General features: G+C 63.3%; 25 protein-coding genes. 9 read left to right on the top strand and 16 right to left on the bottom strand.

The window, feature by feature from the left end; genetic code table 11:
* Positions 1-15 precede the first annotated feature (15 nt).
* From CN933_RS00900 to CN933_RS00865, 8 genes are all read right to left on the bottom strand, one after another.
* Positions 16-783, bottom strand: coding sequence for an ABC transporter ATP-binding protein (locus CN933_RS00900; protein WP_018095699.1), 768 nt, complete (start codon positions 781-783; stop codon positions 16-18).
* Entirely contained in the window at positions 780-1,613 is an 834-nt protein-coding gene (locus CN933_RS00895) for an ABC transporter ATP-binding protein (RefSeq protein WP_018095700.1), read from the bottom strand. The genes CN933_RS00900 and CN933_RS00895 overlap by 4 nt, the downstream gene beginning before the upstream one ends.
* Positions 1,610-2,542, bottom strand: a complete 933-nt coding sequence (locus tag CN933_RS00890) for an ABC transporter permease (protein ID WP_018095701.1) — start codon at positions 2,540-2,542, stop codon at positions 1,610-1,612. Before CN933_RS00890 ends, CN933_RS00895 begins: the two co-directional genes overlap by 4 nt.
* Complete coding sequence (locus CN933_RS00885) at positions 2,539-3,600, bottom strand: ABC transporter permease (RefSeq protein WP_033047285.1); 1,062 nt, start codon at positions 3,598-3,600, stop codon at positions 2,539-2,541. Before CN933_RS00885 ends, CN933_RS00890 begins: the two co-directional genes overlap by 4 nt.
* A gap of 23 nt (positions 3,601-3,623) precedes the next feature.
* Positions 3,624-5,264, bottom strand: coding sequence for an ABC transporter substrate-binding protein (locus CN933_RS00880; protein WP_018095703.1), 1,641 nt, complete (start codon positions 5,262-5,264; stop codon positions 3,624-3,626).
* Between the two features lie 47 nt (positions 5,265-5,311).
* The gene (locus CN933_RS00875; RefSeq protein ID WP_026168668.1) at positions 5,312-6,367 is read right to left on the bottom strand and encodes a dipeptidase; all 1,056 of its coding nucleotides are present in this window, start codon (positions 6,365-6,367) and stop codon (positions 5,312-5,314) included.
* Between the two features lie 179 nt (positions 6,368-6,546).
* Complete coding sequence (locus CN933_RS00870) at positions 6,547-6,888, bottom strand: DMT family transporter (RefSeq protein WP_018095705.1); 342 nt, start codon at positions 6,886-6,888, stop codon at positions 6,547-6,549.
* Between the two features lie 46 nt (positions 6,889-6,934).
* Positions 6,935-7,489 carry a TetR/AcrR family transcriptional regulator gene (locus CN933_RS00865; protein WP_018095706.1) on the bottom strand — a complete coding sequence of 185 codons (555 nt, stop codon included), beginning with the start codon at positions 7,487-7,489 and terminating at the stop codon, positions 6,935-6,937.
* 174 nt (positions 7,490-7,663) lie between these two features.
* Here CN933_RS00865 and CN933_RS00860 point away from each other — a divergent pair, with 174 nt between their 5' ends.
* Both CN933_RS00860 and CN933_RS00855 read left to right on the top strand, forming a co-directional pair.
* Entirely contained in the window at positions 7,664-8,056 is a 393-nt protein-coding gene (locus CN933_RS00860) for a globin domain-containing protein (RefSeq protein WP_018095707.1), read from the top strand.
* A gap of 5 nt (positions 8,057-8,061) precedes the next feature.
* Entirely contained in the window at positions 8,062-8,424 is a 363-nt protein-coding gene (locus CN933_RS00855; protein WP_018095708.1) for a DUF423 domain-containing protein, read from the top strand.
* 308 nt (positions 8,425-8,732) lie between these two features.
* Here CN933_RS00855 and hmuQ read toward each other — a convergent pair whose 3' ends face one another.
* The 5 genes from hmuQ to CN933_RS00830 form a co-directional block, all read right to left on the bottom strand.
* Entirely contained in the window at positions 8,733-9,047 is a 315-nt protein-coding gene (gene hmuQ, locus CN933_RS00850) for a heme-degrading protein HmuQ (protein WP_018095709.1), read from the bottom strand.
* A 169-nt stretch (positions 9,048-9,216) separates the two neighbouring features.
* The gene (locus tag CN933_RS00845; RefSeq protein ID WP_102761193.1) at positions 9,217-9,483 is read right to left on the bottom strand and encodes a hypothetical protein; all 267 of its coding nucleotides are present in this window, start codon (positions 9,481-9,483) and stop codon (positions 9,217-9,219) included.
* Positions 9,484-9,534: 51 nt separating this feature from the next.
* Positions 9,535-9,948 (bottom strand): DUF2325 domain-containing protein, encoded by a 414-nt coding sequence (locus tag CN933_RS00840; protein WP_018095711.1) that lies wholly within the window; start codon positions 9,946-9,948, stop codon positions 9,535-9,537.
* Positions 9,949-10,153: 205 nt separating this feature from the next.
* Positions 10,154-11,080: an energy transducer TonB family protein gene (locus tag CN933_RS00835; protein ID WP_018095712.1), complete on the bottom strand. Its 927-nt coding sequence runs from the start codon at positions 11,078-11,080 to the stop codon at positions 10,154-10,156.
* Positions 11,081-11,120: 40 nt separating this feature from the next.
* The gene (locus CN933_RS00830; protein ID WP_018095713.1) at positions 11,121-11,549 is read right to left on the bottom strand and encodes a hypothetical protein; all 429 of its coding nucleotides are present in this window, start codon (positions 11,547-11,549) and stop codon (positions 11,121-11,123) included.
* A 238-nt stretch (positions 11,550-11,787) separates the two neighbouring features.
* Between CN933_RS00830 and hemP the strand changes: the two genes are divergently transcribed.
* The 7 genes from hemP to CN933_RS00795 all read left to right on the top strand — a co-directional run bounded on the left by hemP (position 11,788) and on the right by CN933_RS00795 (position 16,959).
* Positions 11,788-11,919: a hemin uptake protein HemP gene (gene hemP / locus CN933_RS00825; protein ID WP_026168669.1), complete on the top strand. Its 132-nt coding sequence runs from the start codon at positions 11,788-11,790 to the stop codon at positions 11,917-11,919.
* 10 nt (positions 11,920-11,929) lie between these two features.
* The gene (locus CN933_RS00820; RefSeq protein WP_033047348.1) at positions 11,930-12,991 is read left to right on the top strand and encodes a hemin-degrading factor; all 1,062 of its coding nucleotides are present in this window, start codon (positions 11,930-11,932) and stop codon (positions 12,989-12,991) included.
* Between the two features lie 56 nt (positions 12,992-13,047).
* A complete protein-coding gene (locus CN933_RS00815; protein ID WP_026168670.1) occupies positions 13,048-13,998 on the top strand; it encodes a heme/hemin ABC transporter substrate-binding protein in 951 nt (316 codons plus the stop codon).
* Positions 13,985-15,103, top strand: coding sequence for a FecCD family ABC transporter permease (locus CN933_RS00810; RefSeq protein WP_018095717.1), 1,119 nt, complete (start codon positions 13,985-13,987; stop codon positions 15,101-15,103). The genes CN933_RS00815 and CN933_RS00810 overlap by 14 nt, the downstream gene beginning before the upstream one ends.
* 8 nt (positions 15,104-15,111) lie before the next feature.
* Positions 15,112-15,903, top strand: coding sequence for a heme ABC transporter ATP-binding protein (locus CN933_RS00805; RefSeq protein ID WP_102761324.1), 792 nt, complete (start codon positions 15,112-15,114; stop codon positions 15,901-15,903).
* 214 nt (positions 15,904-16,117) lie between these two features.
* Positions 16,118-16,480, top strand: a complete 363-nt coding sequence (locus tag CN933_RS00800) for an ElaB/YgaM/YqjD family protein (RefSeq protein WP_018095719.1) — start codon at positions 16,118-16,120, stop codon at positions 16,478-16,480.
* Between the two features lie 47 nt (positions 16,481-16,527).
* Positions 16,528-16,959 (top strand): hypothetical protein, encoded by a 432-nt coding sequence (locus tag CN933_RS00795; RefSeq protein WP_102761192.1) that lies wholly within the window; start codon positions 16,528-16,530, stop codon positions 16,957-16,959.
* A gap of 66 nt (positions 16,960-17,025) precedes the next feature.
* Here the strand turns inward: CN933_RS00795 and CN933_RS00790 are convergent, their stop codons facing one another.
* The 3 genes from CN933_RS00790 to rsiA1 form a co-directional block, all read right to left on the bottom strand.
* Positions 17,026-18,531 (bottom strand): sensor histidine kinase, encoded by a 1,506-nt coding sequence (locus tag CN933_RS00790; protein WP_018095721.1) that lies wholly within the window; start codon positions 18,529-18,531, stop codon positions 17,026-17,028.
* 296 nt (positions 18,532-18,827) lie between these two features.
* Entirely contained in the window at positions 18,828-19,382 is a 555-nt protein-coding gene (locus tag CN933_RS00785) for an RNA polymerase sigma factor (protein ID WP_003525557.1), read from the bottom strand.
* A 7-nt stretch (positions 19,383-19,389) separates the two neighbouring features.
* On the bottom strand, positions 19,390-19,557 hold the full coding sequence (gene rsiA1, locus CN933_RS00780; protein ID WP_018095722.1) for an anti-sigma factor RsiA1: 168 nt from the start codon (positions 19,555-19,557) through the stop codon (positions 19,390-19,392).
* Positions 19,558-19,625: the final 68 nt, after the last annotated feature.

The following is a 19,625-nucleotide window of genomic DNA, read 5'->3' as shown; positions in this document are numbered from 1 at the left end:
GGGCGGAGGGGTACCCTACGCGCTTTGTGCCACCGCTTCCCGCCGGAACCCCTTGCTCGCGACCATGAGATTGCGCGTATATTCCTCCGCAATGCGGCCGGCGACCAGGTCGGCCGAGGTCAGCCGCTCCACAACGCGGCCGTTCTGCATCACCGCCAGCCGTTCGCACATATGGGTGACGACGCCGAGATCGTGGCTCACCATGATGAAGGTCAGGCCGCGGTCGCGCCGCACCTCTTCGAGGAGGTTCAGCACTTCCGCCTGCACGGACGCGTCGAGCGCCGAGGTCGGCTCGTCGAGGAGCAGGATCGAGGGTTCCAAGATGAGGGCGCGTGCGATCGCGACGCGCTGGCGCTGGCCACCGGAGAGCTGGTGCGGATAGCGGAAGCGGAAACCGGATCCGAGGCCCACCTCGTCCAGGGCCTTCAGGATACGGCGCTCGCCGTCGCCGATGCCGTGGATCGCCAGAGGCTCCATCAGCTGCCGGTCGACCGTCTGGCGCGGATGCAGCGAACCGTAAGGATCCTGGAACACCATCTGCACCGCCCGATAAAAGGCCTTGTCACGACGCGTGCCACGAACCTCGCGGCCTGAAACCCGGATCGTTCCTTCACTTGCCGCGGTGAGGCCGGCGACGGCGCGCAGCAGTGTGGACTTGCCCGAGCCGGATTCGCCGACGAGGCCGAAGGACTCGCCCTTCGCGACATCCACGCGGACGGCATCGAGCGCCTTGAACTCGTCGAAGACGACGCTCAGATTTTCGACGGATACGGCCTCGGTCATAGCGCCCACTCCGGTTTGCGGTCGAGCACCGGCAATGGATGGCGATCCGCCCCGATCACCGGCATGCAGTTCAGGAGACCTCGTGTATAGGGATGCTTGGCGTTGCCGAGTTCCGATGCGGCGATCTCCTCGACGATCCTGCCCGCATACATCACCAGAACGCGGTCGCAGAAGGAGGAGACGAGGCGCAGGTCGTGCGAGACGAAGATCAGCCCCATGCCGCGTTCCGCCACCAGCTTGTCGAGGATCGCGAGGACTTCGAGCTGAACCGTCACGTCGAGCGCCGAGGTCGGCTCGTCCGCGATCAGGAGTTCCGGCCCGGCAACCAGCATCATGGCGATCATCGCCCGTTGTCCCATGCCGCCCGAGACCTCGTGCGGATAGAGGTCGAAGACGCGGGAAGCATCGCGGATCTGCACGGCCGCGAGCATGTCGAGCGCCCTCTCCCGCGCTTCCGCGCGGCCGACCTTCTCATGCCGCCGCAAGGTCTCGACGATCTGCCGTCCAATGCTCATCACCGGGTTCAGCGAATATTTCGGATCCTGCAGGATCATGGCGATGCGCTTGCCACGCAGGTCCCGCCGGAGTTTTGGGGAGGCCGAAAGAAGATCGATCCCTTCGAAGGCAAGCCGTTTCGCCGTCACTTCCGCGTGCGGCGGCGTCAGCCCCATGATGGCACGGCCCGTCTGCGACTTGCCCGAGCCGCTTTCGCCGACGATGCCGAGGCGCTCGCGCCCGAGGGTAAAGGAAACCCCGCGAACGGCCTCGACAACCCCGGTGCGCGTCGGGAACCGGACCCGGAGGTCCTCGACTGTCAGAAGCGCGCTCATTGGCCGCTCTCCCGGGGATCGAGCGCATCGCGCAGCCCGTCACCGAGCAGGTTGAAGCCGAGGCTGACGATCAGGATGGCGATGCCGGGCATGGTCGCCACCCACCACTGGTCGAGGATGAAGCGCCGGCCGGAGGCGATCATGGCGCCCCATTCCGGCAGCGGTGGTTGCGCGCCGAGGCCGAGGAAGCCGAGGCCCGCGGCCGTCAGGATGATGCCGGCCATGTCGAGCGTAACGCGGACGATCAGCGACGACATGCACATGGGCATGACATGGCGGAAGACGATGCGCAGGGGCGAGGCGCCCATCAGCCGCACAGCGGCGATGTAATCGGAGTTGCGCACTGTCAGCGTTTCGGCGCGGGCGATGCGCGCATAGGGCGGCCAGGAGGTGATGGCGATCGCGATCACCGCATTTTCGATCCCCGGGCCGAGCGCCGCGACGAAGGCCAGCGCGAGCACGAGCTTCGGAAAGGCGAGGAAGATGTCGGTGATGCGCATGAGGACCGCGTCAACCCATCCGCCGGCATAGCCGGCGACGGCGCCGACGATCAGGCCGACCGGTGCCGCGATGACTGCGACGAGAAGGACGACGAGGAGCGTCAGCCGCGAACCGTGTATCAGCCGGGAGAGAATGTCGCGACCCTGGTCGTCCGTGCCGAGCAGATAGCTTTCGCTGCCGGGCGGCAGAAGCCGCGCGCCGGCAAGGTTTCCGATGACCGGAGAGTGAGGCGCGAGCGCATCGGCGAAGATCGCAACGAATACGAGCGCGAGCAGAATGCAAAGGCCGAGCACCGCAAGCCGGTTGGCGGAGAAGCGCCGCCAGGTCATATAGGCGCGGCCGAGCCGAGCCTGGGTCCGCGACTGCGGGCGATCTGAAAGCAGCCACTCGCGGCGCGTCATCGGGCGTGTTTCGGTGGCAAGGCTCATCGGGCGCGCGTCCTCGGGTCAAGCGTCCGGTAGAGAAGATCGGACAGGAGATTGATGGCGATGAAGACCGATCCGATGATGATCGTGCCGCCGAGAACGGCATTCATGTCGGCATTCTGCAGTGAATTGGTGATGTAGAGGCCGAGCCCCGGCCAGGCGAATACGGTCTCCGTCAGGACCGACCCTTCGAGCAGGCCGGCATAGGAGAGCGCGATCACCGTCACCAGCGGCACCGCCGCATTGCGCAGCGCGTGCGTCCATATGATCCGCGCCTCCGAAAGGCCCTTGGCTCGCGCCGCAACGATATATTCCTGCTGCAGCTCGTTCAGCATGAAGCTGCGGGTCATGCGGCTGATATAGGCGAGCGAGAAATAGCCGAGCAGCGAAGCCGGCAGGATGATGTGCCGGAAGACGTCGCGGAAAACGTCCCATTGGCCCTGCCAGGCCGAGTCCAGGAGGTAGAAACCGGTGGCCGGCGTGAAGCTGTATTCGTAGACGATATCGATGCGGCCGGGGTAGGCGACCCATTGCAGCCGCGCATAGAAGACGAGCAGCGCGAGCAATGCCAGCCAGAAGATCGGCACGGAATAGCCGACGAGGCCGATGACGCGAACAACCTGGTCGGCGATGCTGCCGCGCTTGACGGCGGCGAGAACGCCCAGCGGCACGCCGATGAATGCGCCGATCAGGGTTCCGAGCGTCGCGAGTTCCATGGTGGCCGGAAAGACGCGGCGGATATCCGCCATGACCGGATTGGTGGTCAGCACCGAGGTCCCGAAGTCGCCGGTGAATGCTTGCCGGCAGTAGATGAAGAACTGCTGGTAAAGCGGCAGGTTGAGCCCCATCGCTTCGCGCGTGCGTTCCACGACGTGATTCGGCGCCCGATCGCCGAGAACGGCGAGCACCGGATCGATCGGGATGACGCGGCCGATGAAGAAGGTGACGGCGAGAAGGCCGAGATAGGTGGTTGCCACGACGACGAGAAACTGCAGTACCGCGACAAACGCCTTCCGGGAACGGGCGCGCCGGCGCCCGCTCATGGGTTCAATTCCGCTCATGCTCAAGGGAACGGTCCTTTCGACTATTCCTTGGATACGTTCCAGACGTAGTTGGTGTCGAAGCTCGGTCCGAGCTTGAAGCCCTCGACGTTGCCACGGAGGCCGGCGACCTCCGTCTGCTGAAAGATCAGGATGAAAGGACTATTCTCGAGAACCGTCTTCTGCAGCTCCTTGTAGATATCGGCGCGCTTGGCGCTGTCGCGTTCGAGGAGCGCGTCCTTGGTCTTCTTGCTGAGTTCCGGAACGTCCCAGGCGTTGCGCCAGGCGAGCGTCTTGTTCGTGCCTTCGTCGGAATTGTCCGGATTGTTGGTGAAGGTATCGGCATTGGAGTGCGGATCGAAATAATCCATGCCCCACTGACCGATATACATATCGTGGTTGCGGGCGCGGTACTTGGTCAGCGTCTGTTTGCCGTCACCGGGAATGATTTCGAGCTTCACGCCCGCCTCGGCCAGCGTCTGCTGGAAAGATTCGGCAATGCCGGTCACCGGCTGGGTGTTGCGCACGTCCATCGTGACCGTGAAGCCGTCGGGATAACCCGCCTTCGCCAGCAGTTCCTTCGCCTTGGCAACGTCGAACGTGTAGGGGTTCTCGTTGAGAGCACCGAGCACGCCCTTCGGCAGGAAGCTCTGGTGTATCTCGCCTATGCCCTTGATCAGCGTCGAGCCGATCGCGTCATAGTCGACGAGATACTTGAAGGCCTGCTGTACCTCGGGTTTTGCCAGCGTCTCGTTCTTCTGATTGAGGCTGATATAGTAGACCGTGCCCTTCGGCGCGCTCGCCGTCGCCAGATCGGCATTTTTGCCGACCGCCTCGTAATCGCCCGGCTCGAGGTTTCGCGCCACGTCGATGTCGCCGGCTTCGAGCGCCAGCCGCTGGCCGGAGCTTTCCTTCATGTGGCGGTAGATGACGCGGGCGAGTTTCGCCGGTTCGCCGTAGAAGTTTTCGTTGCGCTCCAGAACCACGACCTCGTTTGCGCGCCATTCGCGCAGCTTGAACGGACCGGATCCGGCGTAACCGGTCTTCAGCCATTCATTGCCGAAGTCGTTGTCGTATTTGTATTCGTCGCTCGGCGTAACGGATTTCACGTGCTCGAGCACGAGCTTCTTGTCCACGACGGAGGCGACGGTCGCCGTGAGACAGTTGAGCACGAAGCTCGGCGCGTAGGGCTGGTCGACCGTGAAGACGAAGGTCTCGGCGTCGGCGGCCTTCGCCTTTTCCGTGACGTTGTCGCCGGTGAGGCCGAACTGCGTAAGAATGAAGGCCGGGCTCTTGTCGAGCTTGACGGCGCGTTCAAACGAATAGGCGACGTCCTCGGCGGTGATCGGATTGCCGGAGGCGAATTTCATGCCGGACTTGAGCTTGAACGTATAGGTCAGGCCGTCATCGGAGACCGTCCAGCTTTCGGCGAGGTCGCCGATGACCTTGGACGTGTCGTTGAGATCGAGGCGGACGAGCAGGCTGTAGGTGTTGCTGGTCATCTCGGCGGTCGACAGCTCGAAAGCTTCGCCCGGATCCATGGTGATGATGTCGTCGAACGCGAAGCCCTCGACCAGCGTATCCTTCGGCGTTTCCGCGAAGGACGGCTGGGCCGCACCCATTGCCATGGCGAGTGCCGCCGAGGCGGCAAGAACTCGAAAACGTCCGTTGAGCTTGTGCATCATATCGCGCTTCCCTCTTTTAACCCTTCTCGGGCTTTTCTTCATGATGATCAGGCAGGCTTGTGCCACGCCTGACCCAGAACTCTCAGCCAGTTCTCCCGGCATATTTTCGCCAGTTCGGCGTCACCATATCCGGCGTCTTCCAGCGCGGCAACGAGCTTCTGATTTCCCGCCGCGTCGGCGATTTCCTCGGGGATGGTCGCGCCGTCGAAGTCCGATCCGAGCGCCACGCAATCGATACCGATACGTTCGACCAGATGGTCGACGTGGCGGACCATGTCGGAAAGCGGCGTCGTCGCGTTCTCCTGCCCATCGGGGCGCAGCATCGTCGTCGCATAGTTGAGGCCGACGATGCCGCGGCTCTCGCGGATGGCGTCGAGCTGCCGGTCGGTCAGGTTGCGGGCGACCGGCGTCAGCGCATGAGCATTGGAATGGCTGGCGACGAGCGGCTGGTCGGTCGTCTTCGCCACGTCCCAGAAACCCTTTTCCGTGATGTGCGCGAGGTCGATCAGAATGCCGAGCCGGTTGCAGGCGCGCACGAGTTCGAAGCCGGCTTCGGTAAGGCCGGGCCCCGTATCGGGCGACATCGGGTAGGCGAAGGGAACGCCATGACCGAACACGTTATGGCGGCTCCATACAGGGCCGAGCGAGCGAAGTCCGGCGGCGTGGAAAGTCTCGAGCGCCGCGAGGTCGGGCCCGATCGCCTCGCAGCCCTCCATATGCAGGACGGCAGCAAACACTTCGTCGGCCATTGCCGCGCGTATCTCTTCAACCGAACGGCAAAGCCGCCAGGCGCCCGCGCGGTCGAGCTTGAACGCGATGTCTGCGAGCTCCATGGCGGTCGCGAGCGACGGCAAGTGGTCGAGCGGCGCCGCCATGGGCGTCGCGTAATGGCCATTCTCATCCGGCGTCTTGAGCACCAGATCGCCGGACGGGACGTAAATCGCACAGAGGCCGCCTGCGAGACCGCCTGCCCTGGCGCGCGCCGCATCGATGTGGCCCTTATCGGTGCCTTCCGAAAACTCGGCCACCGGGTCGGCACCGCCGCGTGCATGTTGCCAAAGGCGCAAAAGCACATCGTTATGGCCGTCGAAAACCGCCTGCATTCCCAAATTTTCCTTCGTTATATCAGGGAGATCGGATGGGACATCGCCACCGCGCGTCCGGACGGAGACGAAAGGCGATGCTATTGAAACGGACTGCGCATTTCAATGAATATCCGGGAATTTCAGTGGATAGGCTGTAGCGAAAACTTGCAGGAAGCCGACCGCGATCGTCACCGCGATCAATGGAACGTGGATTTCGAGAAGAGGTTGAGTACCAGCACGCCGGCGATGATGAGCCCCAGCCCGAGAATAGCCGGCAGATCGAGCTTCTGACCGAAAACTACGTAGCCGGCGATCGAGATCAGCACGATGCCGAGGCCGCTCCAGAGCGCATAGGCGATTCCGACCGGGATGTAGCGGAGCGCATAGGAGAGGAAGAAGAAGGCGACCGCGTAGCACAGAACCATGAGCACGGTGGGCGTCAGCCGCGTGAAGTGCTGCGCCGCCTGCATGGCGGAAGTGCCGAGCACTTCGAAGACGATGGCGATCACCAGAACGGTGTAGAGCGTGGCGGGATTCACGGAACGTCTCCGATCGAAGTATGGGAAAGCGGCACGGGTCTGCCCTCTATTCCAGCGAAAGCGCGTTGAGTTTCTGAAGCAGGATCGCCCTGGTCGACGCTTCGATGTCGTGGCTGCGCATCAGATCCGACAGCCAGACGCCATCGGCGGCGAAGCGGGCGAGCAGGCAATTTGGCGAACTGTCCGTCGCGGCGAATTGCGCGGACCGGCGCGCCACCCATTCGCGCCAACGCTCCTTGAGGTGCGGCTCGGCCAGGAGCGCAATGGTCAGCATCTGCCAACCTTGCGCCTCCGCATCGAGCGCGAAACAGACGCCGAGATAGGCACGCGTAAAGCGTCCCTTTTCGACGTCATCTCCGGCCATCGCTTCGTCGAGGGCGCTGTCGAAACGCACGACAAGATCATCGAAGAGGGCGTCGAGCAGAGCCAGCTTGTTCGGGAAATGGTGCAACAGCCCGCCTTTGCTGACACCCGCCGCCTGCGATACGGCGTCGAGGGTGACCGCGGCGATGCCCTGCTCCAGCGACAGGCGTCCCGCGACCTCCAGCAATTGCCGGCGGACGCGTTGCGGCTGTTTTTTTCTTGATGGGGCGTTTGTCATATCTCATAAACATACCGTCTGGACGGTTTGTCAAGTGGCTTTCCTCGGGGCGACGATTGTCGCGCGGAAGGCAGACGACGATCTCTGCCGCGCCGAAAAGCCGCAAGCGAAGGAATGGCAAGGCATTGCCCGCCCGGGTCGCGCGCTGTACCAATCCCGGCGAGGAACGTGACCATGACGGAACCGCAAACGACGACGCTTTACGAGGCGATCGGTGGCGACGCCACCGTGCGCGCCCTGACGCGGCGCTTCTACGAACTGATGGACAGCCTGCCCGAGGCGGCGAACTGCCGCGCCATCCACCCGCCGGATCTGACCGGCAGCGAGGAAAAGTTCTACGAATATCTGACCGGCTGGCTCGGTGGACCGCCGATCTATGTGCAGAAACGCGGCCACCCCATGCTGCGTCGCCGGCACTTCATTGCCGGGATCGGGCCTGTCGAGCGCGACGAATGGCTTCTCTGCTTCACCCGCGCACTCGAAGAAACCGTCTCCCACCCGAAGCTGAGGGAGATCATTCTGGAGCCGATCACCCGGCTCGCCCATCATATGCAGAACAAGGAATAGCCAGGATGCCGAACAGCGGACTGCGCTCGACCATGCTTTTCGTAGCCGGCCTCATGGGCCTCTTCGGCGTCGCGAGTGCCGCCGCCGCTTCGCATGGCGATCCGCGTCTTCTCGGCGGCGCATCGGCCATGTGCCTCGCCCACGCACCGGCGCTCGTCGCGCTTCATGCCGGATGGGCGCACTTCCGCACCGCCGCCCTCGCCGCCTTGCTGCTGGCGGCAGGCACGGCACTCTTTGCCGGAGACCTCACCATGCGCCATTTCTCGGGCCACGGCCTCTTCCCAATGTCGGCGCCGCTCGGGGGCCTGACGATGATGGCCGGCTGGCTTGCCGTCGCGATCGGGGCATTCCTGCGCCCGGAAGCGTGAGGAGGGACAAGCCCGAAGTACAGGAATTCCGGTAAGAGGGGAGTTTCAGTATGCAGTCGCACATTTTCGGAGGCAGACTGGCCTTCCGGATGAAAGTGAACCAAACCTGTTGAGATTCGGAGGCCTGCAATCTCTCCTCGCCTCATTCCTGTGCTCGTCACAGGTATGAGAACAGCGCCGCGTCTGCGGCGCGGGAAGCGTTCTTTCAGCCCAAGGACTTGGTCTGGCTGGATTCCTGTGACAAGCACAGGAATGAGGAAATCAAACAAGCCGCCGCGGGTTCGTCAAGCATGACGGCGCGCTGAAGATCAGGCACCCTCGACGACGGTAAAGCCCTCGAACTTCGGGGGACCGAGATACATTGCCTTGTTTTCGCCGGCGCTTCGGTGCGCCGCCCGGAAATTATCGGACTTGGTCCAGGCGATGAAGGCGTCCCTGGTCTCCCAGGCCGATTTCGAAATAAAAGGCGTGTAGCCTTCCTCCGGCACGCTGTCGCCGCGCAGCAGATGGAATTCGATGAAGCCCGGCATCTCCGAGAGAGAAGAGTCCCGCGCCTTCCAGACCGCCTCGAAGGCCTCCTCCTGGCCGGCTGCGACACGGAAACGGTTCATGGCGAAAAACATGGCTAGCTCTCCTGTAGCGGGATGAGGAAAGTGTGTGCGGTTTTTCGCCCGCATCCCGCGCCTCAACTATTAGCGCATCCCAATGTTTCATGGAAACACTGGAAGGCCCTAACCCTTGGTCCAACGCACTTCCGGACGGAAGCCGTTACACACGTTTCCTGGAAGCGATCTAGGCCTTCTTTTGCGAGACGGGCTGCGCGGTCGTTGACGGAAACGGCAGGACAGATCCCCCGCTCGGCGGCGCAAGGCCGAGAGGATCCCTCGCCGGCGGGCGCGCTTGCCAGGTCGGAAATTCGGTCGCGTTTTCGTTTTCCTCAAGCATCCGTGCTCGGCGCGTGAGAAGCTCGTAGAGCTCGGGAACCAGTCCGTCACCGAATTGCGAAGCGAGTTTGTGGAGACCGATCATCGTCATCTGATCGGGACGTTCGTCATGCATTGGAAGCTCCATGCGGCCGGCGAGAATGCCGTCTGACCGCTCGTAAAAGATTCAGTTCTCGCTGCCGTTTCCGGTCAGATCCTGAAGCGCCCGCTCGAGACTCGACTTCGAGCCGTTGCGCAACGGCACGAAGGCCTTGCCCCACTTCTTGCAGCCGGTCTTCACGCGAAGACACGCATCGTGGCTGATGCAGTCGATCGGGCAGAAGACGCAGTCGACCGAGGGCAGGACGCGATCGATGCGCGATACCGCCTCCCGTAAACCGCCGTCATGGTGGATGAGTTCCGCACCGTAGGAACTGGCGATCTGGCGCAGATGCGCAACCTGGCAGTCGCGTCCGCCGACATAGAGGAAGCTACGGCCCTCGAGCGTCACCTTTCCGGCATTGGATTGCGGTTGGCTCTGCGCATCCTTCGCCCTGCCCTTGCCGCCCTTGCCTGCATTCTGGTGCCGCTTGCCACCCATCCGTCGTCTCCGTCTTGCTTCGCGACGCCGGCCCTGCGGCCCATCGCCAATCAGATTTGGCACACACCGATCGGTTGCGTGACGGAGGCAACCTATAAAACTTGATAGCAGGAGTAAAGTATAAACATGAGTGTTTTGATCATATATTTCGATGCTCGCCTTCGCGACTTTTTCCTCTCGCGGAAGCAGATTCACAGCCCTGAATTCACCGGGTGAAGGACACCGGGATGTTGAATTCCCATCTGTCGCGGCCCGCACCGGCGGGAATGGCCGGGAAAGGTGCCGCCCGGCGCACGGTTTCCAACGCCGCCTGATCGAGGACGGGTGAACCGGCGCTTTTCGTTATGCCGACCCTTGCCACCCCACCACCGGAAGTTACGGTAAAGCTGACATGGGCAACACCGCGCAGCCCCTGCCTTCTGGCCTCGGCCGGGTAGCGAATAGCGCGGGTCAGCTTTCTTCTGACCTTGCCGGGATAGTTCGACACCGCGGCATTGCCGATTTCCCGCGACGCACCGCGGCTTTCTCCGGTGGCGGCAGCCGCCGTGGCATTCTCCACGCCGTCGGTCTTGCCCTTTTTCTGCGATTTCGCCTGGGCGCCGCCCTCACCTGCCTTTTTTCGGACGACCTTCTTTTTCTTCGCCGGCTCCTTCTTCGGCTCGACCTTCTCGACCTCGGGCTTCAAGACTTCCTCAGGGTCCGGTCTCTCCTGCGGAATGACGGTCTCGGCCGGAGCGATGCTTGCGATCACGTCTGCTTCTTCGACCTGGCTCGCCGGCATTTCTTCCGCGGGAAGTATGACGTCCGCCTCCGTCGGCGTCATCTCGGACGGCTCCTGGGCAACAGGTTCGGTCGGCACCGGCTCTACGGCTTCGACCACCTCTTCCGTCGGTTCGATCTCGGTCGGCTTCAGTTCCTCGGGCGTCTCTTCCGTCGGCTCCACCACTTCGGATGGGTCCCCCGCCTGAACGGCATCTTCGAAGGCGTTGCCGAGCATCGACACTTCCACGGTGGAGCCGCCGGCGATGAGCGCCAGCTCCTTTTCCTCATCAGGAGCAAGCAACATCGCCCCGCCGGCATGCGCCAGCAGGGAAAGGCCGATCGCCGTCGCCCATTTCACCATGTGTTTCATTCTGTCTTGCCTTCCGCCGGCAATTTCGAGAACGCGAACCTCAGCCCTTGAGCTCCACGGCCGATTTCGAGCCGGTCTTCAGGCCCGTCATACATGCACCCTTGCCGACGCCTTCGCCGACGCAGGTCGGCGCATCGTTGATCAGCAGGCTTTTCACCGCCTCGCACTTCGTGCCCGGCAGATCGAATTGCCTGACTTTCGTCTTGCCCGCGGGAAGATCCCTGAAATCGAGCACGGCCATGCGCTCGACCAGACCTTTCTGATCGAAGAGCACGAATTCGAACGAGACCTTCGAAAGAGCGAGCGCGCTACTGGCGACGAAGGTCAACTTGCATCCCTTTTCCGACGACGCGATCTCGTTGAGCTCGATCGAAAGGCCGGCTGGCGCGGCAGCATCCTGCGCTCCGGCTGCCCCTGCCGTGAAGAGAGCTGCAAAGGCCGCAAAGGCAAAACGGGAAAAGTAAGTCATCCTGGCACCACTCGCTGTCCGCGGCGGTCCTTTCGGTTCCCGCACGCGATCCTTTTAACTTGACCGCAACATTCCGGTATTGCGTCCTTAATGAAATATGAGTAATGAAGTCAAGATACTAACTGGAATGGGCGGGATCAATGGATGACGCACTCGTCTCGTCTTCTACTCGCGAACCGGCAAAACCGTGACACCGAACGACAACGATAATCCACGATCCCCGCGGACCGAGACGCCGCTGAACCGGCCGCAACCGATCGTCGAGAGCCACGACCTTTTCCGCGGCCACAACGAGATTCTCATTTCCCACGACGGGGCGATCTATCGAATGAAGATCACCCGCCAGGGCAAGCTGATTCTGAACAAGTAGCGAGATGACGATGACTGAGAGCGCTCACCCCACCCCGTCCGATATCCGGGCCTATCGCGCCGAGAATCCGAAGCTGCGCGAACGCGACATCGCCGCGAAGCTCGGCATTTCCGAGGCAGCGCTCGTCGCTGCCGAATGCGGCCTCACCGCCGTCCGGATCCAATGCAGCGCCAGCCGCTTCCTCGAGCGCGTCGAGGAGCTGGGCGAAGTCCTTGCGCTTACCCGCAACGAAAGCGCCGTCCACGAAAAGGTCGGCGTCTACGAGAACATCAAGCAAGGGCACGGCGCGGCTCTGGTGCTTGGTCCCGAAATCGACCTGCGCATCTTTTCCGGCGCCTGGGCACATGGTTTCGCCGTGACCAAGACGGATGCGACAGGGGAGGTTCGCCGCAGCCTGCAGTTCTTCGACAAGTGGGGCAATGCTGTCCACAAGGTTCACCTGCGTCCTCTCTCGAACCTGGCCGCCTATGAGACGATCGTCGAAGACCTTCGCCTGGACGATCAGTCGCAGGACTTCATCGCCGATCCCGGCGCGCCCACGGACGACGATTCGGCCGATGCTGCAGTCGATACGGCGGAGCTGCGCGACCGCTGGTCGAAGCTCACGGACACGCATCAGTTCCCCGGCATGTTGCGCAAGCTCAATATCGGACGGCGCCGGGCGCTGCACGCGATCGGCGACGACTTTGCCTGGCGGCTCGACACGGCCTGCATCGAGATGATGATGCGCAATGCTGCAGAGACGGCCCTGCCGATCATGTGCTTCGTCGGCAACCGCGGCGTCATCCAGATTCATTCCGGTCCGGTCGTCAAGATCGGTACCATGGGGCCGTGGCTGAACGTGATGGACGAAACCTTCCATCTGCATCTGCGCACCGATCACATCGCCGAACTCTGGGCCGCGCGTAAGCCGACCGCCGACGGACACGTGACCTCCCTCGAAGCGCTCGACGCCAAGGGCGAGATGATCATCCAGTTTTTCGGAAAGCGGAAGGAAGGTTCCTCGGAGAGGGCCGAATGGCGCAGCCTGGTCGAGGCGCTGCCCCGCCTGGAAGCCGTCGTCGCGGCCTGATGGCGCCGCCCAACCGGGCGGCGATTTGGGACGACACGCACAGATCAAAGGAAGTGATGATGAACGGCTTCGGTATCTGCCGTCTTCGGCGTTGGGAAATGGCCCTCGCAGCCTTCGCGCTGTCGGCGCCTTTCGTTCTGCCCCTGCTTGCGCCGGGAACTCCTCCGTTCCTGCGCCCGGCGATGGCCGAGGTGCTCGAGCAGCCGGACACCTCCCGCGTCGTTTCCGTGGGCGGCGCGATTACCGAAATCATCTATGCGCTCGGCGAGGAGAACCGCCTCGTCGGCCGCGACTCCACCAGCATTTACCCGGAGGCGGCGACCAAGCTGCCGGATGTCGGCTACATGCGGCGATTGGCGCCCGAAGGCGTTCTTGCCGTCAACCCGACGGCAATCGTGGCCGTCGAGGGCAGCGGCCCGCCGGAAACGCTCGCCGTGCTCCAAGAGGCGAACATTCCCTTCACCAGCATCCCCGAGACCTATGACAAGGACGGCATCGTCAACAAGATCCGCGCCGTCGGAGCTTTCCTCGGCGTGAAGGAAAAGGCCGAAACGCTCGCGCAATCCGTGGAGAGAGATCTCGCCGCCGCCGTGGCCGACAGTGCCGCTCGCCCGGAAGGCGAGCGCAAGCGTGTCCTCTTCGTTCTGAGCACCCAGGGCGGCAGAATCCTCGCCTCCGGTACCGGCACCGCCGCCGCCGGCATCATCGAGCTTGCCGGCGCGGTCAACGCCGTCGGCACCTCGCCCGGTTACAAGGCATTGACGGAGGAGGCGATCATCGAGGCCAAGCCCGATGTGGTCCTGATGATGAACCGCGGCGATAGCCATGCTGCAGGCCCCGACGAACTCTTCGCGCTTCCGGCCCTCAGCCTCACCCCGGCGGCAAAGAACAAGGCGCTGATCCGCATGGACGGGCTGCATCTGCTCGGCTTCGGTCCTCGCACGGCAGGCGCTATCCGCGAACTCAACGCCGCAATTTACGGAAAGAAGACCAATGCCTCGCAGTGAGGCCATGGAAGGCCCGATGCGCCGGCCGGCACTTGCCGCCCGGATCGTCCGCGACTGGCGCAACGGAGACCGGGCGGGCCTGGCGCGTGGCCTGATCCTCGTTCTGGCGATACTGGCGGCCGTGACGTTCATGACCTCCATCACCACCGGCGCCGCCGACGCTTCGCTCGGCAATATCCTTCGGTGGCTTTTCGGCGAGGCCGATCAGGCCATGAGCGCCCGCGACCGAATCATCATCCTCGATATCCGTTTGCCGCGTGCCGTTCTCGGCATGCTGGTCGGCGCGTCGCTTGCCGTTTCCGGCGTCGTGATGCAGGGCCTCTTCCGCAATCCGTTGGCCGATCCCGGCCTTGTCGGAGTTTCCTCCGGCGCAAGCCTCGGCGCGGTGCTGTTGATCGTGCTCGGTGACGTTGCCTTTGGCCCGCTATTCGCGGTCTTCGGCTTCTATGCCCTCCCCTTCGGCGCCTTTCTCGGCGGCCTCGCCACCACGCTGCTGCTCTACCGGATCGCTACGCGCGGCGGCCAGACCTCGGTCGCGACGATGCTGCTGGCGGGCATTGCGCTGGGCGCGCTTGCCGGTGCAGTGACGGGCGTACTCGTCTTCATCGCGGACGACAAACAACTGCGCGATCTCACTTTCTGGGGCCTCGGATCGCTCGCCGGCGCCAACTGGACCAAGATCGGCGCCGCCGGACCGATCATTCTCCTGTCACTTGCAGTCGTCCCCTTCCTGGCGCGCGGGCTCAACGCCATCACGCTCGGCGAAGCCGCCGCCTATCACATGGGCGTCCCGGTTCAGCGGCTGAAGAACATCGCCATCTTCAGCGTTGCCGGCGCCACCGGCGCGTCGGTGGCCGTCAGCGGCGGCATCGGATTCGTCGGCATCGTCGTTCCGCATCTCCTGCGGCTGATCATAGGCCCGGATCACCGCTACCTGCTGCCCGCCTCCGCCCTCCTTGGCGGCACGCTGCTGATCTTCGCCGACATGCTAGCCCGCACCATCGTGTCGCCGGCCGAACTGCCGATCGGCATCATCACCGCCTTCGTGGGTGCGCCCTTCTTTCTCTGGGTCCTGCTCAGGGGCCGGTCGAACTTGGGACTTTGATTGCGAACATGATCAGAGCATCCGACATTTCCGTCCGCCTTGCCGGAAGACAGGTGCTGCACGGCGTCTCCCTCGACGCCGCTCCCGGTGCGATGACTGCAATCGTCGGCCCGAACGGATCGGGCAAGACCACGACCTTGAAGGCGATCTCGGGCGAGCTCACGCCTTCGGCCGGTAAGGTCACCATCAACGGTCGCGACATCGCAAGCCTGAAACCATGGGAGCTCGCACTGAAGCGGGGCGTGCTGCCGCAATCGACGGTCATCTCATTTCCCTTCACCGTCAGGGAAATCGTGCGCCTCGGCCTCGAGGCAGCCGGAAGCGGCAAGGCGGTCGCCGGCGACCGGACAGCCGACGAAGCTCTGGAGGCCGTCGATCTCGCCGGCTTCTCCGGCCGCTTCTACCAGGAACTTTCGGGCGGCGAACAGCAGCGGGTGCAGCTCGCACGCGTCCTCTGCCAGATCTCGGCGCCGGTCGCAGACGGCGAACCGCGCTATCTCCTGCTCGATGAGCCGGTATCGAGCCTCGACATCCGCCACCAGCTCACGATCATGCGGCTTGCGCGCCAATTCTGCGCCGACGGCGGCGGTGTCGTCGCTGTCATGCACGATCTCAACCTTACATCGATGTTTGCCGATCAGATCGTGATGATGAAAGCCGGCCGCATCCGGGCGCGCGGAGCGCCGAAAGACGTGCTGACCGACGAGACCATGGAAGCGATCTTCGGCTGCCGCATGCGGGTGAGCGTCGCTCCGGCACAGGATATCCCGTTCGTATTGCCGCAGTCCGCCACGATGTGAAGCCGGGCTCACAGCGGCAACGTCAGGATTACCGAAACAAATTCCTCCCTCATGCGTTGATCTACAATGCCGGCGTGTAGACCGCGCCCGCTTGGAGTGCCGCGTGTCCTATCGGGCGCACAAAGAGCCGGGAAGTGTGCCTTCGCCGGCCGATTCGCATGAACCGACCACATGCCGGCCGTTTCACGCCGGCACAGCAGCGAGGGAAAAGACAATGGCGACAGGCATGTTCTCGGGCTCGGGCAGCCGCAAGCGCAACGGCAGCGCGATCGACCCGTCGATGGAGGATCAGCTCAACGAAATACGCGAAGACATCGCGCAGCTCATGACGCTGATTGCCGACCGCGGGGCTGCGGCTTCGCGTGATGCAAAGGTCAAAGCGCGCGGCGCCCGTGACCAGGCCGAAACCGATCTGCACGCCTTGTTGGAGAGCGGCGAGCAGATGCTTTCCGACTTGCGCAGCCGCTATGCGGATACGGAAAGAGAGGTTCGTCGGACGATACGCGAGCATCCTCTTGCGACGCTCGGCACCGCAGCCGTTATCGGCCTCATCGCAGCCGCTTTGCTGCGCCGGTGAGGACCTGCCAGGCGTCGCGTTGACCGAGTATGAAGGGGAGCTACCTTATGGGGACACTCGGAACTGTCCTGTCGGCCCTGCTTGCGTTCGACGCCGCCGCTGCGGCGTCGCGCTATAAACGCAATGTGGTCCTCTGGGCCATCGTCGTCGTGCTTCTCGGCAGCGCCTACGTCTTCGCGCTGATAGCAATCGCCCTGCTTCTCTCGGCGCGCTATTCGCCGGTCGCCGCAGCGCTGACGGTCACCGTCGCCCTGATCGTGACCGCTCTGGTCGTCATCGGCGTCATGGCCGGGCTGAACGCCCGCGACCGCCGGCTTGCCGACGAACGCCGCCGCCGCTCGGCGATGCGGACGAATCTTGCGCTCGTTGCGGTGACAAGCATCCTGCGCAAACAGCCGCTTCTGGGAGCCGCGACCGGGATTGCCGTTGCCGCGCTGCTGGGACTGAGCCGGGGCCGCAAGCGCAGCGACGATAGTTGATTCCGCACGGAAAAGGCCCCGGCGGGGCCTTTTCCGTGCGCCGAGGCGCGGTCCCTCAGACTGCCCTCAAAGCGGCAGTCGGATCAATGCCGTGACCCCCGCAGGCAGATATTCCACTTTCACCGAGCTCCCGATGATCTTGTCCAGGCTGCGCTCGATCAGGATCGAGCCGAAACCGCGGCGACGCGGCTCGCGAATAGGCGGTCCGCCCACTTCGGTCCAGGTCAGATGCAGGACGGTCTCGCCGTCCTCGACCACGCGGCGCGCCGTCAGCACGATTTTCCCCGTCGGAACCGAGAGCGCGCCGTATTTTACCGCATTGGTCGCCAATTCGTGCAGCACCAATCCAAGCCCAACGGCCTGGTCGGGACCCAGAAGAATCTCGTCCTTGTGCAGCTCGACCTGTTGGGAATAATCGCTGACATAGGGCAGCAACTGTTTCGAAATCAGTTCCGACAGGTGGATCGTGCCCCATTCGTAGTCGGAAAGGAGCCCGTGCGCCTCGGAAATCGCCTGAAGGCGGCCGGCAAAGGCGGTCATGAACTCGGCCGGGTCACTCGTTTGCCGGAGCGTCTGGCGGGCGAGCGACTGGAGCATTGCAAGCGTGTTCTTGACCCGATGGTTCAGCTCTTTCAGCAACAGTCGCGTACGGTTCACCGACGCCTGCTGGTCCGAGACGTCGATCGTCATGCCGAGAAAGCTCAGGGGCGCGCCCTTGCTGTCGCGGTCGTGCACGCGGCCGCGGCCCAGAAGCCATCGCCCGTTCGTGCCGATGCGAAACATGCCGTCATATTCCTCGTTGGCAGCCATCGCCTGACGGAGCTTCGAGAAGGTCGGGATGCGATCCTCGGGATGAATGGCGGAAAAGATCGCCTTGGCGCCGACGGTGCGCTCCGGCGGAAGACCGAACATGCGCATCATTGCGCCATTGCCTGAGACCGTGCCGGCGCGAATGTCCCAGAGCCAGCTGCCGACATTGGCCGCGTCGAGCGCCATTGCGAGCCGCTGCTCCTCGCGGGAAAGCGCGGCCTCCTTGAGCGCACGCCGGCGCGTCTCGTCCTTCAGCTTGAACAGCGAGGCGGCGACACCTGCGATGCGCTGCAGCTCGCTTTGCCGTTTGGCCGAGACCTCGGACCGGGGCTCGACATCGAGAACCGCGACGGTTCCGATCGCCTGACCGTCCAGAATAATCGGCGCGCCCGCATAAAAGCGCAGGAATGGGGGGCTGGCGACCGCCCGGCGGTGACGGAACGCCGGATGACGGGAGGCATCAAGCACGAGGAAGGGGCCGCCGTCGCCTGCCGCAATCGTATGGACGCAGAAGGACTCGCGAACGTGCGACCGCGTTTCAGCCGTGCCTATGCATGCCTTGAACCATTGCCACTCGCGGTCGACCAGGCTGACGAGAGCGATAGGCGCGTCGAAAAGGCTCGCGGCAAGCCGCGCCAGCCCGTCGAAATCCTCATCGGGAACCGACATGTCCGGCACGGCGGCCTGAAGGACGCCGAGCCGCTCCGGCGCGTCGAGCACCTGCGCTACCGCTGGAAGCATCGCCTCTGTCTTTTCACGCATTCGGCCTGAACTCCAAACTCGCGCAGGCGCCTGAATCTCAGCTCCACTGTATGTTTGCCTTCGACCGGAGCCGGTCTAGGGAGGAAAACATACAGCAAACTGGAGCAATATGGCGACCACGCTCCGCCGGTCGAACGCAGCCCTCCGAATGCCCTCTTGCGAGCGCCGCACGAACTTCAATCCGGCACCGGTCTATGCATATGTCCTTGAACCGCTATCGATTCAAGGACAAAACATGCAGCAGATCGAGGTGCTACAGCGACTTCGCGCGTCCGACAGGACGCTGCGGGATCGCATCAGGAAACGAAGGCACGCGAGGTGATGGGTGCGGAGGTCTCGTCGGGCCCGTAGTCGTTTTCTCCCCTAACCTGGAGAATTTCCTGCAGCCTTTGACGCGCCCTGTTGACGCGGCTCTTGATCGTTCCGAGCGCACAGCCGCAGATCGTTGCGGCCTCCTCGTAGGAAAAGCCGGAGGCCCCCACAAGGATGATCGCTTCGCGTTGATCGGGCGGCAACTGTTCGAGCGCCCGGCGGAAATCCTGCAGATCGAGCGAGCCGTATTGTTCCGGGTGATGGGCGAGCGTCTCCGTCAAATGGCCGTCGCTGTCCTGCACCTCGCGCCCACGCTTGCGCATCTGACTGTAAAGCTCGTTGCGCAGGATCGTGAAAAGCCAGGCCTTCATATTGGTACCGATCTCGAAATGATCCTGCTTGGCCCAGGCCTTCATGATCGTGTCCTGCACGAGATCGTCGGCCCGGTCGTGTCGTCCGATCAGTGACATCGCAAAGGCGCGCAGGCTCGGCAGCGCGGCAAGCATCTCACGCTTGAACTCTTGATTTTCGGATGACATCCGGCGCTTACTCCTTGCCCTGCAGAGCCGATTGCTGTTCTGCAGCTTCCAGCTTTTCCAGTAGATCGAGAAAGCGTGCCGGTATCGCTTCCTCCTGCACCGACTGATAGAGGGCCTTCAGCTTCACCGCAATCTGCGCATTCGGATCGTCGGAGGACGGACTTTTACCGCTCATCCGCCCTGCCCCTGTCGTATATCTCATTGTTGCAATTTCGCCCTTGAAAGTTCGCCTGCACCATAACG

Source organism: Sinorhizobium sp. M4_45 (assembly GCF_002885915.1).
Taxonomy (GTDB): domain Bacteria; phylum Pseudomonadota; class Alphaproteobacteria; order Rhizobiales; family Rhizobiaceae; genus Sinorhizobium; species Sinorhizobium meliloti_A.
Note: the sequence above shows the minus strand (reverse complement) of the source record. Positions and strands in the feature narration are given on the sequence as shown.